General features: G+C 63.7%; 18 protein-coding genes. 10 read left to right on the plus strand and 8 right to left on the minus strand.

Translation table 11 applies throughout. From position 1 onward, the window contains the following. The 6 genes from nuoL (at position 1) to J1M86_RS17530 (ending at position 7,272) form a co-directional block, all read left to right on the plus strand. Positions 1–1,881: an NADH-quinone oxidoreductase subunit L gene (gene nuoL, locus J1M86_RS17505; protein ID WP_206510802.1), complete on the plus strand. Its 1,881-nt coding sequence runs from the start codon at positions 1–3 to the stop codon at positions 1,879–1,881. An 11-nt stretch (positions 1,882–1,892) separates the two neighbouring features. Continuing rightward, on the plus strand, positions 1,893–3,419 hold the full coding sequence (locus J1M86_RS17510) for an NADH-quinone oxidoreductase subunit M (RefSeq protein WP_206510803.1): 1,527 nt from the start codon (positions 1,893–1,895) through the stop codon (positions 3,417–3,419). Beyond that, a complete protein-coding gene (gene nuoN / locus J1M86_RS17515) occupies positions 3,419–5,026 on the plus strand; it encodes an NADH-quinone oxidoreductase subunit NuoN (RefSeq protein ID WP_206510804.1) in 1,608 nt (535 codons plus the stop codon). Before J1M86_RS17510 ends, nuoN begins: the two co-directional genes overlap by 1 nt. Before the next feature lie 145 nt (positions 5,027–5,171). Continuing rightward, on the plus strand, positions 5,172–6,260 hold the full coding sequence (locus tag J1M86_RS17520) for a GGDEF domain-containing protein (RefSeq protein ID WP_206510805.1): 1,089 nt from the start codon (positions 5,172–5,174) through the stop codon (positions 6,258–6,260). A 47-nt stretch (positions 6,261–6,307) separates the two neighbouring features. Beyond that, positions 6,308–6,535 (plus strand): hypothetical protein, encoded by a 228-nt coding sequence (locus J1M86_RS17525; protein ID WP_075840082.1) that lies wholly within the window; start codon positions 6,308–6,310, stop codon positions 6,533–6,535. Next, positions 6,532–7,272, plus strand: a complete 741-nt coding sequence (locus J1M86_RS17530; RefSeq protein WP_075840083.1) for a polyprenol monophosphomannose synthase — start codon at positions 6,532–6,534, stop codon at positions 7,270–7,272. The genes J1M86_RS17525 and J1M86_RS17530 overlap by 4 nt, the downstream gene beginning before the upstream one ends. An 8-nt stretch (positions 7,273–7,280) precedes the next feature. Here the strand turns inward: J1M86_RS17530 and J1M86_RS17535 are convergent, their stop codons facing one another. The 5 genes from J1M86_RS17535 to J1M86_RS17555 all read right to left on the minus strand — a co-directional run bounded on the left by J1M86_RS17535 (position 7,281) and on the right by J1M86_RS17555 (position 13,448). Further along, positions 7,281–7,982 (minus strand): 1-acyl-sn-glycerol-3-phosphate acyltransferase, encoded by a 702-nt coding sequence (locus tag J1M86_RS17535; RefSeq protein WP_075840084.1) that lies wholly within the window; start codon positions 7,980–7,982, stop codon positions 7,281–7,283. A gap of 97 nt (positions 7,983–8,079) precedes the next feature. Then, positions 8,080–9,360 carry a pitrilysin family protein gene (locus J1M86_RS17540; RefSeq protein ID WP_075840085.1) on the minus strand — a complete coding sequence of 427 codons (1,281 nt, stop codon included), beginning with the start codon at positions 9,358–9,360 and terminating at the stop codon, positions 8,080–8,082. Positions 9,361–9,430: 70 nt separating this feature from the next. Then, positions 9,431–11,704, minus strand: coding sequence for a polyribonucleotide nucleotidyltransferase (locus tag J1M86_RS17545; RefSeq protein ID WP_206510806.1), 2,274 nt, complete (start codon positions 11,702–11,704; stop codon positions 9,431–9,433). A 374-nt stretch (positions 11,705–12,078) separates the two neighbouring features. After that, complete coding sequence (gene rpsO, locus J1M86_RS17550; RefSeq protein ID WP_075840087.1) at positions 12,079–12,348, minus strand: 30S ribosomal protein S15; 270 nt, start codon at positions 12,346–12,348, stop codon at positions 12,079–12,081. Positions 12,349–12,491: 143 nt separating this feature from the next. After that, on the minus strand, positions 12,492–13,448 hold the full coding sequence (locus tag J1M86_RS17555) for a bifunctional riboflavin kinase/FAD synthetase (protein ID WP_187346793.1): 957 nt from the start codon (positions 13,446–13,448) through the stop codon (positions 12,492–12,494). A 103-nt stretch (positions 13,449–13,551) separates the two neighbouring features. Between J1M86_RS17555 and J1M86_RS17560 the strand changes: the two genes are divergently transcribed. The 4 genes from J1M86_RS17560 to J1M86_RS17575 are packed head-to-tail and all read left to right on the plus strand — an operon-like array spanning position 13,552 to position 16,855. Further along, a complete protein-coding gene (locus J1M86_RS17560) occupies positions 13,552–14,499 on the plus strand; it encodes a metal ABC transporter substrate-binding protein (protein ID WP_307786668.1) in 948 nt (315 codons plus the stop codon). Beyond that, entirely contained in the window at positions 14,496–15,251 is a 756-nt protein-coding gene (locus J1M86_RS17565) for a metal ABC transporter ATP-binding protein (protein ID WP_206510808.1), read from the plus strand. The genes J1M86_RS17560 and J1M86_RS17565 overlap by 4 nt, the downstream gene beginning before the upstream one ends. A gap of 1 nt (position 15,252) precedes the next feature. Further along, the gene (locus J1M86_RS17570; protein WP_206510809.1) at positions 15,253–16,113 is read left to right on the plus strand and encodes a metal ABC transporter permease; all 861 of its coding nucleotides are present in this window, start codon (positions 15,253–15,255) and stop codon (positions 16,111–16,113) included. A 16-nt stretch (positions 16,114–16,129) separates the two neighbouring features. Further along, the gene (locus J1M86_RS17575) at positions 16,130–16,855 is read left to right on the plus strand and encodes a metal-dependent transcriptional regulator (protein ID WP_075840090.1); all 726 of its coding nucleotides are present in this window, start codon (positions 16,130–16,132) and stop codon (positions 16,853–16,855) included. 30 nt (positions 16,856–16,885) lie between these two features. Here the strand turns inward: J1M86_RS17575 and truB are convergent, their stop codons facing one another. From truB to J1M86_RS17590, 3 genes are read right to left on the minus strand one after another with little or no spacing between them, the layout of a single operon-like run. Beyond that, the gene (gene truB / locus J1M86_RS17580; protein ID WP_206510810.1) at positions 16,886–17,827 is read right to left on the minus strand and encodes a tRNA pseudouridine(55) synthase TruB; all 942 of its coding nucleotides are present in this window, start codon (positions 17,825–17,827) and stop codon (positions 16,886–16,888) included. Positions 17,828–17,853: 26 nt separating this feature from the next. Next, the gene (gene npt, locus J1M86_RS17585) at positions 17,854–18,519 is read right to left on the minus strand and encodes a 4'-phosphopantetheinyl transferase Npt (RefSeq protein ID WP_075840092.1); all 666 of its coding nucleotides are present in this window, start codon (positions 18,517–18,519) and stop codon (positions 17,854–17,856) included. Then, positions 18,516–19,439, minus strand: a complete 924-nt coding sequence (locus tag J1M86_RS17590) for a metallophosphoesterase (RefSeq protein WP_075840093.1) — start codon at positions 19,437–19,439, stop codon at positions 18,516–18,518. The genes npt and J1M86_RS17590 overlap by 4 nt, the downstream gene beginning before the upstream one ends. Between the last annotated feature and the right edge of the window lie 133 nt (positions 19,440–19,572).

Below are 19,572 nucleotides of genomic sequence, written 5' to 3' on the forward strand. Positions count from 1 at the left end.
ATGACAGCGATCTGGGCTCTACCGGCACTGCCGCTGTTGGGCGCGCTCGTCCTGCTCCTGGCCGGACGACGCAGCAATGGCTGGGGACATCTGTTCGGCACCGCGATGTCGGCACTGTCGTGTGCATTCGCGCTCGCACTGTTCGTCGACATGCTGGGCCGCGAGGCCGAGCAACGCGCCATCTCCGACACACTCTTCACCTGGATACCGGTAGCGGAATTGCAGGTGGACTTCGGATTTCGCCTCGACCAGCTGTCGATCTGCTTCGTGCTCCTGATCACCGGCGTCGGCACCCTCATCCACATCTATGCCATCGGATACATGTCCGAAGACCCCGAACGCAGAAAGTTCTTCGCCTACCTCAACCTGTTCCTCGCAGCGATGTTGCTGCTGGTTACTGCGGACAACTTTCTCGGACTGTACGTGGGCTGGGAAGGCGTCGGACTTGCGTCGTATCTGCTGATCGGGTTCTGGCAGCACAAGCCGGCGGCAGCAACGGCCGCGAAGAAGGCATTCGTGGTCAACCGCGTCGGCGATATCGGGTTGATGATTGCACTGATGATCATGTTCGCGACGTTCGGCAGCGTGTCGTTCGCCGACGTGTTCGCCGGTGCCGAGACCGCGAGCAGCGGGACGGTCACCGCACTCGGCTTGGCCTTGCTCCTTGCGGCCTGCGGCAAGTCCGCCCAGGTGCCCCTGCAGTCCTGGCTCGGTGACGCCATGGAGGGACCCACCCCGGTCTCGGCTCTCATCCACGCCGCCACGATGGTCACCGCGGGCGTTTACTTGATCGTCCGAGCCGGGCCCGTGTTCGAGTCCGCCCCCGCTGCCCAGACCGCAGTGGTCATTGTCGGCGCCGTCACTCTCCTGTTCGGCGCCGTGATCGGTTGCGCCAAGGACGACATCAAGAAGGCGCTCGCAGCGTCGACGATGAGTCAGATCGGATACATGGTGCTGGCAGCGGGTCTCGGCCCAGCCGGTTACACCTACGCGATCATGCTCTTGCTCGCACATGGGTTCTTCAAGGCCGGCATGTTCCTGGGCGCAGGCTCGGTGATGCATGGGATGAACGACGAGGTCGACATGCGCAAGTTCGGTGCACTGCGTACCGCAATGCCCATCACGTTCGCGACTTTCGGGCTCGGGTATCTGGCCATCATCGGCGTGCCACCCTTCTCGGGTTTCTTCGCCAAGGACAAAATCATCGAGGTCGCATTCGGAGCGGGCGGTGGCGTGGGGATTGTGCTCGGCGTTCTCACCCTGTTCGGTGCGGGCCTGACGGCCTTCTACATGACTCGTGTGATGATCATGACTTTCTTCGGTTCTCCCCGTTGGGATTCCGAAGCACACCCGCACGAGTCACCATCGATCATGACCGCCCCTATGGTGGTGCTCGCCATCGGATCGGTCGGAGCCGGAGCATTGTTCACCATCGGTGGGTCATTGAAGAACTGGCTCGAGCCGGTGTTCGGTGAGGCAGAGGAGGCACACGCGCTTCCCGCATGGGTCGTCACGGCGCTGGCCATCGCTGTCGTCGCGGCAGGCGTCGCTCTCGCGTACGACAGATACGCCCGCCATTCGGTGCCGGCTACCGCGCCCGAGACGGTCTCCGCGTTGACCGTCGCTGCGCGCCATGATCTCTACGGGGACGCGGTGAACGAAGCCGTCTTGATGCGACCGGGCATACGAGCGACCGAACTGTTGCGACGTTTCGACGATTCGGTGGTGTCCGGCTCGACTCGGGCAGTGGCCTCGGCCGTGGCGAAGGTGTCCACGCAAGTACGACACAGTCAGACGGGGTACGTACGCTCGTACGCACTCACGATGCTTGCCGGTTCTGCGCTTCTGATCGCGACGATGGTGGCGGTGATGCTCTGGTGAACTCTTCCTCGGTGACGACATTTCCCTGGTTGACTCTGCTGTGGCTGCTCCCCGCTGTCGGTGCGGTGGCCGTTCTCGCCATACCGCGAGCACAGCCGCAGGTGGCAAAGGTGCTCGCTCTGGTCGTGTCCGCGGCGACGCTGGGCATCGCCGTTGTCCTCACCGTCTCGTTCGATCCAGCGGGCGAGGAATTCCAGTTCGTGGAATCGCATTCGTGGATAGAGTCTTTCGGGGCGCGATACGAGTTGGGTGTCGACGGCATTGCCCTGGTACTGGTGCTGCTCACCACTGCGCTTCTGCCGCTGCTCATGGTCGCCGGTTGGAACGATGCGGGCCGAGACAAGTCCGCCCGCGTCTACGTTGCGTCGATGCTGTTGGTCGAGGCGATGGTGCTGATGTCGTTCTGCACGCTGGACATTCTGCTGTTCTACGTGTTGTTCGAAGCGATGTTGATTCCGATGTACTTCCTCATCGGCGGCTTCGGCGGACCGGGGCGCGCCGCCGCGGCCGTGAAGTTCTTGTTGTACAACCTCGTCGGTGGTCTCGTGATGCTGGCCGCGGTGATCGGGCTCTACGTCGTCACCGCCCAGTCGGACGCCTTCGACAGCGGCACATTCGGCTTTCGCGAGATCGCCGCAGCCGCTGAGGCCGGAGAACTCGGGGTCGGCCAGGGAGTACTGAACGCATTGTTCCTCGGGTTCATGTTCGCTTTCGCGGTCAAGGCGCCGCTGTGGCCGTTTCACACCTGGCTGCCCGACGCCGCCGTCGAATCGACCCCCGCGACAGCCGTTCTGATGATGGCTGTCGTGGACAAGGTCGGAACCTTCGCCATGCTCCGATACTGTCTGCAACTGTTCCCGGAATCCTCGCGGTACTTTGCGCCCGTGATCATCACTCTCGCCGTGATCGGGATCGTCTACGGCGCGGTGCTAGCGATCGCGCAGACCGATGTGATGCGCTTGATCGCCTACACCTCTATCTCGCACTTCGGCTTCATCATCCTCGGGATCTTCGTCATGAACAGCCAGGGGCAGGCCGGAGCGACGCTCTACATGGTCAATCACGGCATATCGACGGCCGCCCTATTCCTGGTCGCGGGCTTCCTGGTCTCGCGGCGAGGAACGCGGGTGATCTCGCACTACGGGGGTGTGCAAAAGGTTGCGCCCGTCATGGCCGGGGTCTTCCTGATCGCCGGGCTCGCGACGCTTTCCTTGCCCGGCCTGGCTCCGTTCGTCAGCGAATTCCTGGTCTTGATAGGAACATTCGCTCAGTACCACGTGGCAGCGCTGGTGGCCGCGACCGCACTCGTTCTTTCCGCGATCTACATACTGTGGCTCTATCAACGGGTCATGACCGGGCCGCACCGTGTCGAGAACGAGGGAATGAAGGATCTGGCTCCTCGTGAACTGGTGGTCATGGCGCCCCTGGTAGCGCTTCTGATCATCCTCGGCGTCTATCCTGCTCCGCTGCTGGACATCGTCACACCCGCGGTGCAGACCACGATCACCGCCGTCGACACCGACACGGGAGGGCAGTGATGAACCAACCCATCCTGGACGCACCGAGCATCGAGTACGGACAGCTGTCTCCGATGCTGATCGTCTTTGCAGTGGGTGTACTCGGCGTGATCGCCGAGGCTTTCGCACCCAGGGCGATGCGCTACCGCATTCAGATGACGCTTGCGCTCGGCGGCACGGCAGCCGCACTCGCCTCCGTCGTCGTACTGGCATCGATATTGGCGCAGTCCGATTCGGTCGGCACCCGCGCAGTCATGGGCGCAGTCGCCGTGGACCGGCCCACTCTGTTTCTTCAGGGGACGTTGCTGCTCGTCGCACTACCCTCCTTGCTGCTCGTCGGAGAACGCACATTCGGGCGCATACACGCCGATTCCCGCGTCCACGCAGATTCTTTTGCCGCGCAAGCCTCGACGGTGCCCGGGAGCCTCTCGGAAAGGCAGGCCACAGAATCTGGCGCGACGCAGACCGAGGTGTTCCCGCTGACGATGTTCGCGCTGGGCGGCTTGCTGCTGTTTCCGGCATCGAACGACCTGTTGACAATGTTCGTTGCCCTCGAAGTCTTCTCGCTCCCGCTGTACCTGTTGTGCGGTTTGGCGCGACGGCGCCGCCTCCTCTCTCAGGAAGCGGCGATGAAGTACTTTCTTCTGGGCGCGTTCTCGTCGGCGTTCTTCTTGTTCGGCGCAGCTCTGCTGTACGGCTATGCGGGCACCCTCGAGTTCGGAGCCATCGGCGACGCTGTGTCGATCGGGGCAGGAAACGCTGCCATCGCAGTTCTCGGAACCGCGCTGGTGGGTGTCGGACTGCTGTTCAAGGTCGGCGCGGTCCCCTTCCATTCGTGGATTCCCGACGTCTATCAGGGGGCGCCGACACCGATCACGGCTTTCATGGCTGCCGCGACCAAGATTGCGGCATTCGGTGCGATGCTGCGATTGTTCTACGTCGCGCTTCCCGATCTACGCGAGGACTGGCTTCCCGCACTGTGGGCGGTCGCCATCGCCACGATGCTCGTCGGTGCTGTGCTGGCTGTGACGCAGACCGATATGAAACGCATGCTCGCGTACTCGTCGATCACGCACGCGGGATTCTTGCTCACGGGTCTGATCGCGATCGACGGCGACGGGCTCTCTGCCAGCCTGTTCTACCTGTTCGTCTACGGTTTGGCCACGGTGTCCGCGTTCGCTCTGGTCACCGTTGTGCGCGACGACAACGGCGAGGTGGCCCGGATATCGCGGTGGGCCGGCATCGGACGCACTTCACCGATCGTCGGTGTGTCGATGGCGCTGCTGTTGCTCTCGTTTGCAGGAATCCCGTTGACCAGCGGTTTCATGGGCAAGTTCGCCGTCTTCACCGCAGCCGCCGGGGACGGTGCGACGCCGCTCGTCATCGTTGGTGTACTCGCCAGCGCAATCGCAGCGATCTTCTACGTGCGCGTCATCGTGCTCATGTTCTTTGCGGACGCCCCGTCCGAGAGTTCCGGCGAGGCCGACCGTGTCTCCGACGTGGTCGTCTCGGCTGGTCTGTCCACGAAGGTGGCGATAGGTCTCGGCGTCGCGGTGACCATCGTGTTCGGATTCTTCCCGCAGCCACTGCTGGATCTCGCTGACAGTGCCGCGGTCTTCCTGAGGTGACGCGCCCGATCGGGGTTCCGCCGTTCACGGCCACCGTGGCAGAGGCACGAAAATCACTCCCGCCCGAGCAGTCTCGTGGTCTACTTGTTGGGGCCTCGACCACAGCAGAACCGGCCCTGCAAGAGGGATTCCGAGGTTTTTTTCGATGAAGTCGCTACGCCAATGGTGGTCACAGCCGGCCGACTATGCGTGGGCAGTGCACTACATTCAAACGCACCCCCTGCTGCGGGTCACCAGGGTTGCCATAGGTCTGTACTGCTGGACGTACGGACTGGTCTGCGTGCTGGCGCTCATCTCACCACTGATGGTGGACAACGCAGCTGGCCGTGTGATTGTCACGGGGTTCGCTCTCAGCACCGCAGTTGTCGGGTTCGCGTGGATACGCGGGCCGTGGCCCGGTTTCGCTTGGTCACTGGTGTTCGTGGCATACGCCGAGATCGGCGTGACCAGCACTCTGTTCGCCCTCGACGCGCCCTCGGTCGCGCTCCTGTGTACGGCACTTCTGAGCGTGATCGGCACCTACGTGGCCGCCTTTCACGACGCGAAGGTATTCCTCGCCCACCAGGTGTGGTCACTTGCCACGTGCGCCGTTCTCTACGTACTCGCACTCGCCGAACCCGGCATATCCCCGACGATGGTGACGGGGTACCTCATCGTGGTCGTCCTGGTTCTGGTGTCCTCGCCGATTCTGACCCAAGCCTTCATCATTCTGCTGCGCCGGGACGCGGCTGTTGCGCACTTCGACCCGCTCACCGGCCTCCGCAACCGCCGCGGGCTGGAATCCGCCATCGGGGCGATGACCGAGGATTCGGACGGCATCGCAGTGATCGTCGCCGACCTCGACAACTTCAAGTCGGTCAACGACAGCCACGGCCACGCTTATGGTGACGACGTTCTGCGCCGCACAGCCGAGTTGCTGGCAAACACTTTTCCTGTACCCGCGGTGACTGCCCGTACCGGAGGCGAGGAGTTCGTGGTGGTAGCTGCCGGGCCGTTGAGCGTTGCGTCCACGGCCGCCGAGCGCCTACGACGAACAGTTCCACAATGCGATTACAAGGGGCACACCACGACCAGTATCGGCATCCACTACCGGTACACGCCCATCGGACCTATCGATGCCGTGCTGGACGAGCTGCTCGCCAGTGCGGATGCCGCGATGTACGAGGCGAAGCGGCTCGGCGGAGATGCCGTCGTCACAGACGTCGAGGACGACGAGTCGCGATCGGCGGTATGAGCCGGGCCCCCTGCGTTCGACGCCGGCTCATGGCCCATGATGGTGCGATGAGTTCGAGCGACCTCTTCGGAGGCCCCAAACGACTGCTCGTCGTAATTGCCGTGATCGTCGTCGTTGCACTGATGGCCGCGTTGGCCACCTTGCTTGTCCGGCACGCACTCGGCCCACCGGAGGGCCCGTCCCCCTACGAAACCACCGAGAGCGCAGGATCTCGCACCGCCGACGATGTCCGATATTTGGTTCTCGCCAGCTCATCACGGATCATACGAGCGTGACTTATCCCAGCGGCGCTCCGAAGACGACCGTTGTCGTTCCCACGTACAACGAGCGCGAGAACCTTCCCAAACTGATCGGGCTACTGGCCGACCTGCGAATCGAGAACCTTCACGTTCTCGTCGTTGACGACAACTCCCCCGATGGCACCGGGAAAATCGCCGACGAGATGGCCGAAAACGGTCCACTGCCGGTCACAGTCCTGCACCGAACGGAAAAGAACGGCCTCGGTCGAGCCTATGTCGCCGGCATGACCCGCGCGCTCGACGACGGTGCCGACATCGTCATCCAGATGGATGCCGACCTCTCACACCCCACCGACGTCATCCCGACCATGATCGAGACCCTCACCACGACCGACGCAGCGGTCGTGCTCGGATCGCGCTACGTTCCGGGTGGAGCGGTAGCGAGCGATTGGCCCTGGCATCGCAAGGCACTGTCCGCATGGGCAAACTTCTACGTCAACGCCATCCTGCGGCTCGGTGTCAAAGACGCCACAGCTGGTTTCAAGGCATGGCACGCCAGCACGCTGCGCGCAATCGACGTTGCGTCCGTGCAAAGCAACGGCTATGCGTTTCAGGTCGAGATGAATCACCGAACGGTCCGTCGCGGTCTGTCGCTCGCCGAGGTGCCGATCCGCTTCGAGGAGCGCAACGACGGCGAGTCGAAGATGAGCTTGTCCGTCCAACTGGAGTCGGCAGCTGTGCCGTGGAAGCTCCTGCTGAGCCGCAAGCGCTGACGCTCTCGTCAGGCTGCTTTCACCGACCCTGCTTTCACCGGTCCTGCTTTCATCGATGCTGCGTAGACGTCGACGTACTCCTGCCCGGACATGGACATGAGCGAGTACATGACCTCGTCGGTGACCGAACGAACGACGGCACGGTGCCCCGAGAACTCTCGGTAGCGCGAGAAGTCCATCGGTGCACCGAACTTGACGACGATCTTCGTCGGGCGCCACATCTTGCTGCCGACCGGATTGAATTTCTTGGTTCCGAACATCACGACCGGTACCACCGGCGCCCCCGATTCCAGCGCAACGCGCGCCATGCCGGTCTTGCCCTTGTACAGGCGCCCGTCGGGCGAGCGGGTGCCTTCCGGGTAGATGGCCCAGATGCCGCCCTCGGCGAGTATCTTTCGGGCCGCATTCAGCGCAGGCTCGCCGGCACCAGAGCCGGAACGATCGACGGGCACCTGACCGGCGCTCGTGTAGAACCAGCTGATCAGGCGTCCCTTGAGTCCGTGGCCGGAGAAATACTCGCTCTTGGCAACGAATTTGACCCGACGCCGCATCACGAGCACCAGGAAGAAGGAGTCGACGACGGTCAGGTGGTTGCCCGCGACAATGATCGGCCCCGACGACGGGACGTTCTCTGCGCCCTCGATTCGCGGTCTACCCATGAGCCAGAGAATCGGCCCGATCAGCACATATTTGAAAATCCAGTACCACATGAGCCGCCTGCTTCCCGATCATGGACTTTCTCCACACCACGGTAGCCGCAGACCCCCGCCTTCGTACACCGAGCAGGCGCCGCATGCCCGGAGCCGATCAGCCGACGATGGACTTCACCGACGACGGGAGCTGACGTGCACTCTTGTACGGCCCCACCACTGCAGCGCCGAACGGTCGCGCCAACAACACCTGTGCGACGTCTCTGACCTCGTCGTTCGTCACCTCGTCGATACGAGCGAGGGTGTCGGCGATGTCGCGGTGGTTGCCGTAGTTGAGCTCACTGCGACCGATCCGATTCATCCGGGAACCGGAATCCTCCAGCCCCAGAACAAGTCCGCCTCGAAGCGACCCTTTGGCCCGTGCACACTCGTCATCGGTGATGCCCTCGGATGCGACCTGCGCCAGCACCTCACGGACCACCGTCGTCACCTCCGCAAGGTTCTCCGGCTGGCATCCCGCGTAGACGGAGAATGCGCCTGAGTCGGCAAAGGTGTCGACCGAGGAATACACCGAGTACGCGAGCCCGCGCTCTTCGCGGATCTCTTGAAAGAGCCGGGAAGACAACCCGCCTCCGACAGCCGCGTTGAGAATCGACAGCGCCCACCGGTGGCCTTCGTGCCGACCGAACGCACGTACTCCGAGCGAGAGGTGCGCCTGCTCACTGTCACGCTTGACGAACTTCAGTTCCGGGCGAGCGCGAACCCGCGCCGCCCCTCCCCGACGTGGGACCGGTTCGACATCTCTGCCGAGGTGGCCTCCGAAGGCACGCTCGACCAGTGCAACGGTCTGCCGGTGGTCGATGTTTCCCGCCACTGCGACCACCATGCGGTCGGGCGTGTAGCGGCGGCCGTGAAACGAGCGCAGCTGACTGCGCGTCATCGATTCGACCGAGTCGACCGTCCCGATGATCGGTCGGCCCAAGGGATGCGCCGGGAACATCGCCTCGATGAACAGATCACCGAGCAGATCTTCCGGATCGTCGTCACGCATCGAAATCTCCTCGAGCACCACCTGGCGCTCGATGTCCACATCGGCGACGCGGCAACGGCCCCGAAGTACGACATCGCTCACGAGATCGACTGCCATCGCCAGGTCCTCGTCCAACACGTGCGCGTAGAAGCAGGTGTTCTCCTTCGAGGTGAAGGCATTGAGTTCACCCCCGACGCCGTCCATGACCTGTGCGATTTCCAGGGCGGTCCGCGTCGGTGTCGATTTGAACAGCAGATGCTCGAGAAAGTGTGCTGCGCCGGCAACGCTCGGCCCCTCGTCGCGAGACCCGACGCCCACCCACACTCCGACCGAGGCCGAACGAACCCCGGGAACGAATTCGGTCACGACACGTAGACCACCGGGCAGAGTGGTGCGCTGAACGCCCATCACCCCGGTGGGATCCGAAACGGCAGAACGGTACGCCCCGTAGGGACGTACCGTTCTGCCTGCGGTCTTCTTACTCAGCGCTGACCTCGGCGGGTGCCTCGGCGGTCACGTCGGCGGCACCGGATGCGGGTGCCGCGTTGTCGTCCTCGACAGGGACGAGGCTGATCTTGCCGCGGTTGTCGATGTCGGCGATCTCGACGCGGAGTTTGGATCCGACGCTCACGACGTCCTCAACCTTGTTGATGCGCTTACCTCCACCGAGCTTGGAGATGTGCACCAAACCGTCACGACCGGGCAGAAGCGACACGAACGCACCGAAAGCCGTTGTCTTGACGACGGTTCCGAGGAAACGCTCGCCGACCTTCGGCAACTGTGGGTTGGCGATGGCGTTGATCATGTCGATCGCAGCCTGCGCGGACGGGCCGTCCGCAGCACCGACGTAGACGGTGCCGTCATCCTCGATCGAGATGTTGGCGCCGGTCTGCTCGGTGATGGAGTTGATCATCTTGCCCTTGGGCCCGATGACCTCGCCGATCTTGTCTATCGGAACCTTGATTGCCGTGACGCGCGGCGCGAAGGGGCTCATCTCGTCGGGTGTGTCGATGGCTTCGGCCATGACCTCGAGGATGGTGGTACGCGCGTCCTTCGCCTGCGACAGGGCACCTGCCAACACCTTGGACGGGATGCCGTCGAGCTTGGTGTCGAGCTGCAGGGCCGTCACGAAGTCTTTCGTTCCGGCAACCTTGAAGTCCATGTCACCGAACGCGTCCTCTGCACCGAGAATGTCGGTCAGCGCGACGTATCGGGTTTCCCCGTCGACCTCGTCGGAGACGAGGCCCATCGCAATGCCGGCAACTGGAGCGCGAAGCGGCACACCGGCGTTGAGCATGGACAGTGTCGATGCGCACACCGAACCCATGGAGGTCGAACCGTTGGAGCTCAGTGCTTCGGAGACCTGGCGAATTGCGTAGGGGAATTCTGCCTGGCTCGGGAGCACCGGCAGCAGTGCACGCTCGGCGAGCGCACCGTGGCCGATTTCGCGTCGCTTCGGAGTTCCGACTCGGCCGGTCTCACCGGTCGAGTAGGGAGGGAAGTTGTAGTGGTGCATGTAGCGCTTGGAGGTCTCGGGTCCGAGCGAATCGATCTGCTGAGCCATCTTGACCATGTCCAGCGTGGTGACACCGAGAATCTGGGTCTCACCGCGCTCGAACAGTGCGCTCCCGTGGGTGCGGGGAATGATCGCGACCTCGGCCGAGAGCGAACGGATGTCGGTGACACCGCGGCCGTCGATCCGGAAGTGGTCGGTCAGAATGCGCTGGCGCACGGACTTCTTCGTCAGCGCGCGGAATGCCGCACCGATCTCTTTCTCACGTCCGACGAACTGGTCGGCGACCTGTTCGAGAACCTGAGCCTTGACCTCGTCCAGCTTGGCCTCACGCTCGGCCTTGCTTGCGATGGTCAGCGCCTCGTTGAGCGGGATCTGTGCTGCGCCGGAGACGGCGTCGAACACGTCCGACTGGTACGGCGGGAAGAGCTGGAAGTTGCCGGTGGGCTTGGCAGCCTTGGTGGCGAGTTCCTGCTGCGCGGTGCACAGCGCAGCGATGAACGGCTTCGACGCCTCGAGGCCCTCCGCGACGATCGCTTCGTTGGGAGCCTGGGCACCGCCCTCGATCAGTTCGATGACGTTCTCGGTGGCCTCGGCCTCGACCATCATGATCGCGACATCGGCGTCTGCGCCGGAGCCCGACACGATGCGGCCGGCGACGACCATGTTGAACACGGCCTTCTCGAGCTGCTCGTTGGTCGGGAAGGCAACCCACTGCTTGTCGATGAGCGCCACACGCACGCCACCGATCGGGCCGGAGAACGGCAGGCCGGCGATCTGTGTGGACGCCGACGCTGCGTTGATGGCCACGACGTCGTAGAGATCTGCCGGGTTGAGGCTCAGAACCGTGATGACGACCTGGATCTCGTTGCGGAGCCCGTCGACGAACGTGGGGCGCAATGGCCGGTCGATCAGTCGGCAGGTGAGAACCGCGTCCGTGGACGGTCGACCTTCGCGGCGGAAGAACGATCCCGGGATACGTCCCGCGGCGTACATGCGCTCTTCCACATCGACCGTCAGCGGGAAGAAGTCGAGTCCTTCGCGCGGGCCTTTACCGGCCGAGGTGGCCGAGAGGAGCATGGTGTCTTCGTCGAGGTAAGCCGCGACAGCACCGGATGCCTGCTGCGCGAGGCGGCCGGTCTCGAAACGGATGCTGCGCTTGCCGTAGGTGCCGTTGTCGATTACGGCGGTTGCTTCGTAGACGCCCTCTTCGGCTTCTACCGTGGTTGTTTCCGTCATTCTCTTCTTCTCGTCCTCTCGTCTTTGCCGCGTTCGTGCCGACGAGCCGCCGGCCCCGGATCACCGATGCGGTGAACCTCGGGCTGCAGCTGCTCGAGCAGGGGCGGCCATCGATCGAAGCCCGACGGACCGACGAGCAGTCCTGCTGTATGCGATCGAGCAGGTCCTGCTGTGTCCGAAGGGCCACTACCGAAGGCCGACTCCACTTCAGTCGGCGTGTACGGCGATGTGTGAACACCCATGTGTCCACATGTACTGCTGACTTGCCTGTTTTTCCAACACAGATAGCCAACGAGGAACAGTGTAAGCACTGCCTCGTTGGCTACTGCACTATTTCGATGACCGCCCATGACATGGGCGCGTCGGCACCGGATCTAGCGACGCAGTCCCAGACGCTCGATGAGCGAACGGTACCGGGTGACATCGGACTTCGCTACGTACTTGAGAAGGCGACGACGACGTCCGACCAGCAGCAGAAGGCCGCGGCGGGAGTGGTGGTCGTGCTTGTGCTTCTTCAGGTGCTCGGTGAGATCGGAGATGCGCTTGCTGAGCATCGCGACCTGAGCCTCGGGCGAGCCGGTGTCGGTCGGGTGCAAGCCGTACTCGCCGAGTACGACCTTCTTCTCTTCGGTGGTCAATGCCACTGGTACTACTCCTGATCACTGACGTCCGCGCGAAAGGAAATCCTCCACCCAAGTCGATCGTGATACACGACAGGGCGGCAGGACCGGGTGCAGCCACCACGGACCGCAGCGTGCACCGAGGAGCCAGCCTATCAGCTATGGGCTCAGGTCAGTGTTGCGCGTACCTCATCGGCATCTCGGCCCATCTGTTCGACCAGGGTCTCGATGGAGTCGAACTTCTCCATGCCACGAAGGCGTTCGACGAAATCGACCGCTACATGCTGGCCGTAGAGGTCGCCGTCGCCGTCGAGCACGAATGCCTCCACCGTGCGCGTGCGACCCGAGAACGTTGGATTCGTCCCTACCGATACCGCTGCGCGATGCCGCTCGCCCGGCGTCACAGTGCCCATCACAGGCCCGGGGCCGAGCACGGTGAACCATGCTGCGTACACGCCGTCCGCAGGTATGGCCGAGTACATCGGCGGCGCCACGTTCGCAGTCGGGTAGCCGAGTTGTCGACCTCTGCCGTCCCCGTGAACCACGACGCCCTCGACACGATGCGGTCGGCCGAGTGCGGCACAGGCCGCCGAGACGTCGCCCGCATCGACGCACGAGCGGATGTAGGTCGAGGAGAAGGTCACTGCATGCTCGGCGAGCAGATTGAACCCGTCGACCGCGAAACCGGATCGGTGGCCGATCTTGCGCAGCAGATCGACGTTGCCTTGCGCCTTCTTGCCGAACGTGAAGTTCTCCCCCACGACGACTTCCGCGACGTGCAGGCGCTCTATCAAGATCTCGTGGACATAGCGTTCGGGCGTAAGCCTCATGAGTTCCGGGGTGAAGGGCATCACGCAGAAGACGTCGATACCCAGTTCCTCGGCAAGCTCGGCTCGCCGTGTGAGGGTGGTCAACTGTGCCGGGTGCGAACCTGGCCGGACGACCTCCATCGGATGCGGATCGAACGTCATCAGCACGCTCGCGACGCCCCGCTCGGCCGCCGAGTTCACCGCCCGACTTATGAGTCGGGCGTGCCCGCGGTGCACGCCGTCGAAAACACCGATCGTGAGAACACAACGGCCCCAGTCGGCAGGTACGTCGTCGAGACCTCGCCATCTCTGCACGAGGCAAAGCCTACGGCCCACCGCCGACGAGGTCACTTCCGGATCGATGTGTCACGGCAAACACCTGTGGACAAACCCGCGAACAGTCTGCCAAGATTTCGGGGTGCCTAACTTTTATTTTCGTAGCGTCGCAGCGGTGCTGTTGTGCGCACTCGCACTGAGCGCCTGTGCTCGCGCGGTCGGTGACGGCGAAGCGGTAGGCCTCGAGGCGGAAGGCGAGGATGACCCGCGACCGCTGGTGCTGACCACCTTCACGGTGCTTGCGGACATGGCACGCAACGTGGCGGGGGAACACTTACGCGTCGAATCCATCACCAAGGCGGGTGCGGAAATCCACGGGTACGAACCAACCCCCGGCGATCTTCGCACCGCAGACCGAGCCGACCTGATCCTGGACAACGGACTCGGTCTCGAAGCCTGGTTCGAAAAATTCGTCGAGCGCGTGCCCGCACCACACGCCGTCCTCAGCGACGGAGTCGATCCGGTCTACATCCGCGGCGACGCATACGCGGGCAAAGCAAACCCGCACGCCTGGATGTCGCCGACAGTAGCGCAAACGTACATAGACAACATCGCGGACGCATTCGTCCGCCTCGACCCCGCCAACGCGTCCGACTACCGCGCGAACGCCGCCGCCTACAACGGCGTGCTCAGCGCTGTCGCCGACGAACTTCGCGCCGATCTGGCCGTGCTCCCCGCCAACCAGCGAGCCCTGGTCACCTGCGAGGGAGCGTTCAGTTATCTCGCCCGAGACTTCGATCTGCAGGAGGCCTACCTCTGGCCGGTCAACGCGGAGCAGGAAGGTACACCGAAGCAGGTGGTCGCCACAATCGATTTCGTCCGAGAGAACGACGTACCCGCTATTTTCTGCGAGTCGACAGTGTCGAACAAGGCTCAGCTTCAGGTCGCCGAGGACACCGGCGCCCGATTCGGCGGAACCCTCTTCGTCGATTCCCTCAGCGACGACGGCGGTCCGGTTCCGACCTACCTGGACCTGCTCACCTACGACGCCCGAACCATCACCGACGCACTACTCGGGGAGTCAGAATGAACCGCATCGCACCGGCGCTCCAGGTGGAGCACTTGGGTGTTCGCTACCGCGAGGTCACCGCACTGGTCGATACTTCCCTGACGCTCGAACCGGGGCGAGTATGCGGGCTGGTCGGCATGAACGGATCCGGCAAGTCGACACTGTTCAAGTCGATCATGGGCGTCGTCCGGCCCGACACCGGATCCATCCGCATATTCGGCGGACCGCCGGAGAAGGCGCGCAAGGATGCAGCGGTGAGCTACGTGCCCCAGAGCGAAACCGTGGACTGGACGTTCCCCATCAGCGTTCGTGAGGTGGTGATGATGGGTCGCTACGGTACGCAGAACTGGATGCGCACCCCGCGCGCCCGCGACAGGGACGCCGTTGCAGCAGCATTGGCGCGCGTCGAGTTGACCGAGTTGGCCGACCGGCAGATCGGCCAACTGTCGGGGGGCCAGCGTAAACGCGCGTTCGTTGCTCGGGCCATCGCCCAGGAGGCATCGCTGCTGCTGCTCGACGAACCGTTCGCGGGCGTCGACAAACGTACCGAGGCCACGATCACCCGACTCTTGCGCGAACTGACCTCGGCGGGAGCTTCGGTATTGATCTCCACACACGACCTTCGCGCCCTGCCGGATCTGTGCGACGAGGCGATCCTGCTGCACCAGCGGGTGCTGATGCACGGAACCCCGAGGGAGGTGCTGCGGCCCGAGAATTTGGCACTGGCCTTCGGCATCGACCCGCTGCAATCGATCGACTCGGAGGGACACTGAGATGTACCCGCTCGACCTGCTGCTCGATCCGCTTCAATACACCTTCATCAGAAGAGCGCTGCTCGTCACCGTGGTCGCATCCGTGGTGTGTGCGGTTCTGAGCTGCTGGCTCGTTCTGATCGGTTGGTCTCTCATGGGTGATGCCGTCTCGCATGCAGTTCTGCCAGGCGTCGCGCTGTCCTACCTACTCGGCGCGCCGTTCGCGATCGGGGCGTTGATCTTTGCGCTCATCGCCGTCGGAGCGATCGGCATCGTGCGAAACACGACCGCAGTCAAAGAGGACGCCGCAATCGGGGTCGTCTTCACGACGCTGTTCGCGTTCGGCGTCGTCTTGATCTCGAAATTCCCGAGCCAGATCGACCTGAACCACATCCTCTTCGGCAATCTTCTCGGTGTATCCGAAGGAGACATGTGGCAGGTCATCGTTCTCGGCGGGCTGGCATTGGCGGTGATGATCGTCAAGCGACGCGACTTCACGCTGTTCGCGTTCGATCGAACGCAGGCGCGTGCGGTCGGGATCTCGCCGAGCGTGCTGTCCGGTCTGATGCTGACCCTGCTCGCGCTCACGACTGTCGTGGCCCTGCAGGCGGTGGGCGTGATCCTCGTCGTCGCCATGCTGATCACACCGGGCGCGACGGCCTACTTGCTCACGCAACGCTTCGGTCAGATGCTGCTGCTGGCTCCCGCCATCGGCATAGGCTGCGCAATTGTCGGGATCTACGTGAGTTTCTACCTGGACGTCTCGTCCGGCGGAACCGTCGTTCTCGCCCAGGGAACGGTGTTCACCCTCGCGTACCTGTTCAGTCCGAGCCAGGGAATAGTGATGCGCCGGCTGCGACGACCCGCCGACATCGTTGCATGACAGACGGCCGGGCGAGATGTCATTTCCCATTGGATTGCCTAAGCTCGACTCCGTGGTGGAACAAAACGGGGAGGTACAGCTGTCGGCTGTAGCCCAGGACTATCTGAAAGTCATCTGGACCGCCAGCGAATGGAGCGAGGACACGGTGAGCACGAAAATGCTCTCCGAGCGCATCGGAGTTTCCGCCTCCACCGTGTCCGAGGCCATCCGAAAGCTGGCCGACCAGGGGATGGTCGATCACGCCCGCTATGGAGCGATCTCGCTCACCGAGCGTGGTCGTCACGCCGCCGTCGCCATGGTTCGTCGTCACCGACTGATCGAGACGTATCTCGTTCGCGAACTCGGATACGGATGGGACGAAGTTCACGACGAGGCCGAAATCCTCGAGCATGCGGTCTCCGACCTGATGATGTCGCGAATCGACGCCAAGTTGGGTTTCCCGCAGCGAGACCCCCACGGCGACCCTATTCCGTCTGTGGACGGCGACATTTCCTCGCCCGAAGCCACGAGACTGAGCGACTACGCGAACGGCCAAAACGGGCGCGTCGCACGCATCTCGGACTCCGACCCGGCCATCCTGCGCTACTTCGACACCGTCGGGATCACGCTCGACCTGGTGATCACCGTTGTCGAACGCCGCGACTACGCCGGAACCGTCGCGATCGAACTGGGACACGAGGAGTCGAACACCATCGATCTCGGTCAGCGCGCGGCCGAAGCGATCTGGATGGTTCCGGCCTGACCTCGCAGTAGCCCGCACCGACCGATTCTGCTAGCTGCTGAGACCTCGCAACGTAGCTGGACGCACCACCATCACCGAACTCGCCCGCTTACCCTTCTCCTGCAGCAGCGCGATCGCGTGACCGCTCGGATCGATCGCCGCGTACACGCCGGAGATTCCGATCGGGTCGAGCCAACGCCCCTGGCTTATCGCCTCCGCCTCGTCCGCATCGACCTGCCTGTGCTCGAACGCAGTGCGTGCGGCCTCGTCGATGTCGAGACTGACCGCGGGTTCGTCTGCGAGCTCGCGGAGAGTCCGGGCATGCTCGAGGGTGAAGGGGCCGACGCGGGTCCGGCGCAGTTTCGTCAGATGGCCACCGACCCCGAGTGCGGCGCCGAGGTCACGCGCCAAGGCTCGAACATAGGTCCCCGAGGAGCATTCGACCTCGACGTCCAGATCGACGAAGGCCGTCCCTTCCTCCCCCAGCACGTCCCGTCTGGCGAGAACCTCGAAGCGGGAGACGTGGACCCGCCTCGCCGGGATGGTGAACTCCTCGCCGGCGCGTACCAGCTTGTGCGCCCGCTGTCCGTCGACCTTGATCGCGCTGACGCTCGACGGGATCTGCTCGATGTCACCGGTGAGCGAGATGACCTGCGCGGAGATGTCTGCGTCGGTAATCGAGGACGCGGACGCGTCGGCGATCGTCTCGCCCTCGGCGTCGTCGGTGGTGGTGCTTCTGCCGAGACGGATGGTCGCCGAGTACGCCTTGGTGGTCAGGGCGAGCAGTCCGAGCATCTTGGTAGCGCGTTCGATGCCGAGGACGAGCACGCCCGTGGCCATCGGATCGAGCGTCCCCGCATGCCCCACCTTGCGTGTGTTCAGCAGCTTGCGGCACGACGCCACCACGTCGTGGCTGGTCACTCCCGCATCCTTGTCGACAATCAACAACCCGGCTCCGACGAGACCGGAGGACAACTTACCGCGCGCAGACACGAGAGATCATTGTGCCAGTACCGCGGTCAGGACACCGCTATCGCCGTCACGATCAGGCCTCCGTCGACCAACCATCGACCGTCGAAGGAGGTCAACGGCGGTCCGGTGAGGGTGTCGCCGGGGACGAGAAGCGTCGAGGTGAAGGTGCCGGAAAGCTCGCCCTTCACCCCGGTGCGCTCGAAAGTGATATGCGCATCCTCGAAACCCAGCCACCGTCCGGTGAGTGGTTCCCAGGCTTTGTAGGTCGCCTCCTTGGCACAGAACAACAGCCGATCCCAGTGCATGTCGGCACTGTCGGCAGTGGCGAGCCATTTCCGTTCCGCTTCGATGCTCACCGCGTCCAGCACACCGTCGGGCAACGGTCCATGCGGCTCGGCATCGATCCCGACCGAACGCACCTGCATGGAGTAGCCGAGAACGGCCCCGCGGTACCCGTCGCAGTGTGTCAGCGACCCGACAACGCCCTTCGGCCACTGCGGAGCACCGGACTTGCCGCGCATGATCGGCGCGGGGTCGACGCCCAACTTGCCCATCGCGAGACGAGCGCAGTGTCGCGCGGAGGTGAACTCGCGCTTGCGCTTGTCGACTGCCTTGGCCACCAGGGGCGCCTCGAGCGGATGCGGGGTCAACCCGGGTGGATCCTCGAACAACTCCGCGGCGACGACTCCGTTCGGGAGGATCGACTCGATCACTGCTTGGACCTCATCTTCTCGACTTCGGCTTCCATTTCGGGCGTGACGGTGAAGTGACCGCCCCACTTGTTCAGCGTTCCCTCCGGGTACGCGGGCACCGGGAGAATCCGACGCAGCACATTGTCCGGCAAACCTCGCCGTTGCCACTCACGCGGGTAGCCGACGGAGACTTCCTCGAAGCGCACTCCGTCGTAGTAAGTGGTTCGCGGAATGTGCAGGTGGCCGTACACCGAGCACAGTGCGTTGTACTTCACGTGCCAGTCGGCAGTGAGGGTCGATCCGCACCACAGCGCGAACTCCGGATAGAACAGCACGTCGGTCGGCTGACGAACCATCGGGAAGTGATTGATCAGCACTGTGGGAACGGAGGTATCGAGGGCGTCGAGGCGCGCGCGGGTGCTCTCGATACGTGCGCGGCACCACGCGTCGCGCGTGGCGTAGGGCTGCGGCGACAGCAGGAACTCGTCGGTGGCCACGACGTTCTTCTCTCGGGCGATCGCGAGGCCATGGTCTTTGTCGATCGCTCCGCGCGGCAGAAAGGAGTAGTCGTACAGCAGGAACAGCGGCACGATCGTCGCGGGCCCGCCCTCGCCCTCCCACACCAGGTAGGGGTCCTCGGGTGTCACCACGTCGATCTCTCGACACAAGTTCACCAGGTACTCGTAGCGCGCGACGCCGTGGATCTGCACGGGGTCTTTCGCCGTCGTCCACAGCTCGTGGTTTCCCGGCACCCAGATGACCTTCGCGAACCGGCTGCGCAGGAGTTCGAGCGCCCATTTGATGTCGTCGGTCTTCTCCGAGACATCGCCAGCGACGATCAGCCAGTCCTCGGGCGATTCGGGGTGAATATCCTCGGTGATCGGCCGGTTGCCTCGGTGGCCGACGTGGATGTCACTGACTGCCCAGAGCGTGGCTGCCACAGGGGGCGATCCTTTCAGTTCGATGACGTTCTCGCGGTTCGATGGTGAACCAACGCCCCATTCTCCTCTGTGATTGCGCCCTGTGCACGTCACGGGTGGCGGTCATGGGTGTTCGAGCACGCCACAGTGCGAG

It is taken from the genome of Rhodococcus sp. KRD197, from assembly GCF_017168235.1.
GTDB lineage: Bacteria > Actinomycetota > Actinomycetes > Mycobacteriales > Mycobacteriaceae > Rhodococcoides.

Excerpts from the sequence above, each read along its gene's own strand:
- nuoN (WP_206510804.1), top strand. The coding sequence starts at position 3,419 with ATGAACCAACCCATCCTGGACGCACCGAGCATCGAGTACGGACAGCTG.
- J1M86_RS17575 (WP_075840090.1), top strand. The coding sequence starts at position 16,130 with ATGTCATTTCCCATTGGATTGCCTAAGCTCGACTCCGTGGTGGAACAA.
- nuoL (WP_206510802.1), top strand. The coding sequence starts at position 1 with ATGACAGCGATCTGGGCTCTACCGGCACTGCCGCTGTTGGGCGCGCTC.
- J1M86_RS17535 (WP_075840084.1), bottom strand. The coding sequence starts at position 7,982 with ATGTGGTACTGGATTTTCAAATATGTGCTGATCGGGCCGATTCTCTGG.
- J1M86_RS17545 (WP_206510806.1), bottom strand. The coding sequence starts at position 11,704 with ATGACGGAAACAACCACGGTAGAAGCCGAAGAGGGCGTCTACGAAGCA.
- J1M86_RS17540 (WP_075840085.1), bottom strand. The coding sequence starts at position 9,360 with ATGGGCGTTCAGCGCACCACTCTGCCCGGTGGTCTACGTGTCGTGACC.
- J1M86_RS17520 (WP_206510805.1), top strand. The coding sequence starts at position 5,172 with ATGAAGTCGCTACGCCAATGGTGGTCACAGCCGGCCGACTATGCGTGG.
- J1M86_RS17525 (WP_075840082.1), top strand. The coding sequence starts at position 6,308 with ATGAGTTCGAGCGACCTCTTCGGAGGCCCCAAACGACTGCTCGTCGTA.
- J1M86_RS17570 (WP_206510809.1), top strand. The coding sequence starts at position 15,253 with ATGTACCCGCTCGACCTGCTGCTCGATCCGCTTCAATACACCTTCATC.
- J1M86_RS17565 (WP_206510808.1), top strand. The coding sequence starts at position 14,496 with ATGAACCGCATCGCACCGGCGCTCCAGGTGGAGCACTTGGGTGTTCGC.